The 2,739-nt window shown below is 71.3% G+C and carries 2 protein-coding genes; both read left to right on the forward strand.

Annotated elements, in window-relative coordinates; genetic code table 11:
• Window positions 1-63: 63 nt before the first annotated feature.
• Window positions 64-555, forward strand: a complete 492-nt coding sequence (locus AC08ON_RS17940; RefSeq protein WP_476607242.1) for a hypothetical protein — start codon at window positions 64-66, stop codon at window positions 553-555.
• A gap of 297 nt (window positions 556-852) precedes the next feature.
• Window positions 853-2,739, forward strand: coding sequence for a hypothetical protein (locus AC08ON_RS17945; protein WP_476607243.1), 1,887 nt, complete (start codon window positions 853-855; stop codon window positions 2,737-2,739).

The following is a 2,739-nucleotide window of genomic DNA, read 5'->3' on the forward strand; positions in this document are numbered from 1 at the left end:
TTCCGAGCCACTGACCATCCCGGTCCCGGCCGCGCCGGAACCGGACCTGGAACCGGTTCCCGGGTGAGCCTGCTCGGCTGGCGGCAGTGGGCGGTGGACGCGCGCGGCCAGCTACGCCCTGCCTGGACGCCGTGGTCGCCGTTTCCACCCGGGTTGCTGCTCTGGCGCGCCGACGGCATGACCGAGGCACATTGCCTGCGCACCCGCCGGCCGGACCGGGACGGCGAGCCCGGTGCGGGCCACGAACGGGTCCCGGACGAGCACTGCGCCTGCGGCCTGTATGCCTGGCGGGACCCGAGCATCCTGGCCACCGCCCGCCCGCCCCGCTGGACCTCCCTGCCGTACGTCGTCGGAGTGGTCCGGCTCGGGGGGCGGGTCATCGTCGGTGAACGGGGCTATCGCGCGGAGCGCGGCTATCCCGTCGCCGTGCTTGACCGCGACGGCGTCGTCTCCGACGACTACGCCGTTGCGCGCTATCGCAGCTACGCCGCGTTGGTGGCGGAATGGGCGGATCCGAGCGCCACGCCCCGCGGCCAGGACCGGGCAGCCGGGTAGTACCGCGCACCGGCCCGGACAGCCCAGCACCGGACAGCCCAGCACCAGGAACCGCCGGACCCGCGAGAACGAACGCGGTCCCGGAAAACCGGCGAGGGTTTCCGTAGCCGGCTGAGGAACTCTCCCTCGGCGGGTATCTCTCCCTGTGCCGCGTCGCGGACGAACCGTCACCCCACACCGCCAAATCATCACGTTATGTAGCTACGGAGGCAATCAGGGCGACTATGGTCGTGAACGCCCCGTACATCCCGTCCGCAGGGGGCGGATCGGGGTCTACGGGCACACGAGGGGGCCGTCGTGACGCAATCCGAAACCGCTGGGGCCGCCAAAGGCATCTCCGGTCACGGTACCGATCATGCTCCCGGCCACGGTGCACGCCCGGCGCCGGAGATCCGGTCCTGGCGGATCCAGGTTCCTCCGCCGCTGTTGGTCGCGGTGGGATACCTGGCGGTGGCCATCGGCATCTTCCACTCCGCTTGGGGGAATCTCGGGAACGTCTCCTACGGCGGCAACGACGCCATGCTGTTCGCCTGGTTCCTCGGCTGGACGCCGCACGCGCTCGCCGACGGGCTCAACCCGTTCCTGACGCACCACATCAACGCCCCCGACGGGGCCGACGTCCTGTGGAGCACACCCGTGCTCCTACTGGGCGCGCTGGCCGCACCGATCACGCTGCTGGGCAGCCCCGTGACCACGCTGACGGTGCTACTGACTCTGGCGCCCGTGATCAGCGGATTCGCCCTGTTCTGGGTGCTGCGCCGATGGGTACGTCCGGGACCAGCGGCGCTGGCGGGCCTGCTGTACGGCTTCGGACCGTACATGATCGGTGCGTCCTACGGTCATCTGCATCTGACCTTCGCGCCGTTCCCGCCGGTTCTCCTGCTGCTCCTCGACGATCTCGTGGTCCGCGGGCGGGGGCCGCGGCGCACCGGCGTCCTGCTCGGTCTGGCGATCATCGCCCAGGCGCTGATCGGCGAGGAGCTGCTCGCCACATCCGCGCTGACAGCCACGTTTGGCCTTGTGATCCTCGCCGTACGTCATCGCGATCGGATCCGATCGCGGCTACGACCGGCCCTGACCGGCCTCGCCACGGCCGGCGGGGTCGCCGCGGTCGCGCTCGCCTGGCCGCTGGGCACCCAGTTCCTGGGTGCCCAGCGGATCCATGGCTCGATCCAACCCGATGGAATCGCCGTGACGGATCTGCTGACCTTCGTCACGCCGACGCCCATGCAGGCCGTCGCCCCGGACGGCGCGCTGCGCCACAGCCTCGGTTTCACGGGGAACGCGGTCGAGGTCAGCGGCTACCTGGGCGCTCCACTGATCGTTCTGATCGTCGTGGTCGTCGTCGCAACGGGCGGCGCGCGCCGGCCTCCGCTGGTCGGGGTGTTCGCTCCGCTCGGCGTGGTCATGGCCGTGCTCTCACTCGGTGGTCACCTGCATGTCGACGGCCGGGACACCGGCGTTCCCCTCCCGTGGCAGCCCCTTCAGCACGTGCCGGTGCTCGGCAACGTGTTGCCCTCCCGCCTGGCGTTATACGTGATGATGTGCGCGGCCATCGTGGTGGCGACCGGGCTTGACCAGCTGGCGTCGGACCCGACGGTGCCCGCCGATCCGGACCCCGGACGGGAGATCCCCGCTCGGGTCCGGACCAGGACCGTCCGGCTGGGAGCCGGCCTGCTGACACTCGCGGCCATGGTGGCGCTCGTCCCCGCCCCGATGCTCACCACGTCGATGACGACGCCCGCGTTCTTCACCAGTGACGGGGTGACCCTGATTCCGCAGGGTGCCACCGCACTCGTCGTCCCCTTTCCCCATCCCCAGAACGCCGAGGCCATGCTGTGGCAGGCCAGGGCGAACTTCCGGTTCGTCATCCCCGGCTGCTACTGCACCGTCCCCGGGCCCGATGGCCGGGCGGCATTCCACAGCCCGCCGGACGCGCTGACGTCCGCCCTCATCGACATCGACAACGGCGCGACGACCGCCGCTGCCATGTCGGGATCGCCGCGGCTGCGGGCGGCCTACAAACGGCTCGCCCCGGACGCCGTCGTGCTGGGACCGGCGCGGCGGACTGCCGAGTTACGCACGCTGCTGCGCGAACTCGTCGGCGCGGCTCCCAGCCGGGTCGGCGGGGTCGACCTGTGGCTCCCAGGCCGGGAAGCCGGGCGTTGGCCTCGCCACCGGTGA

The organism is Frankia sp. CoWAU3 (assembly GCF_977971855.1).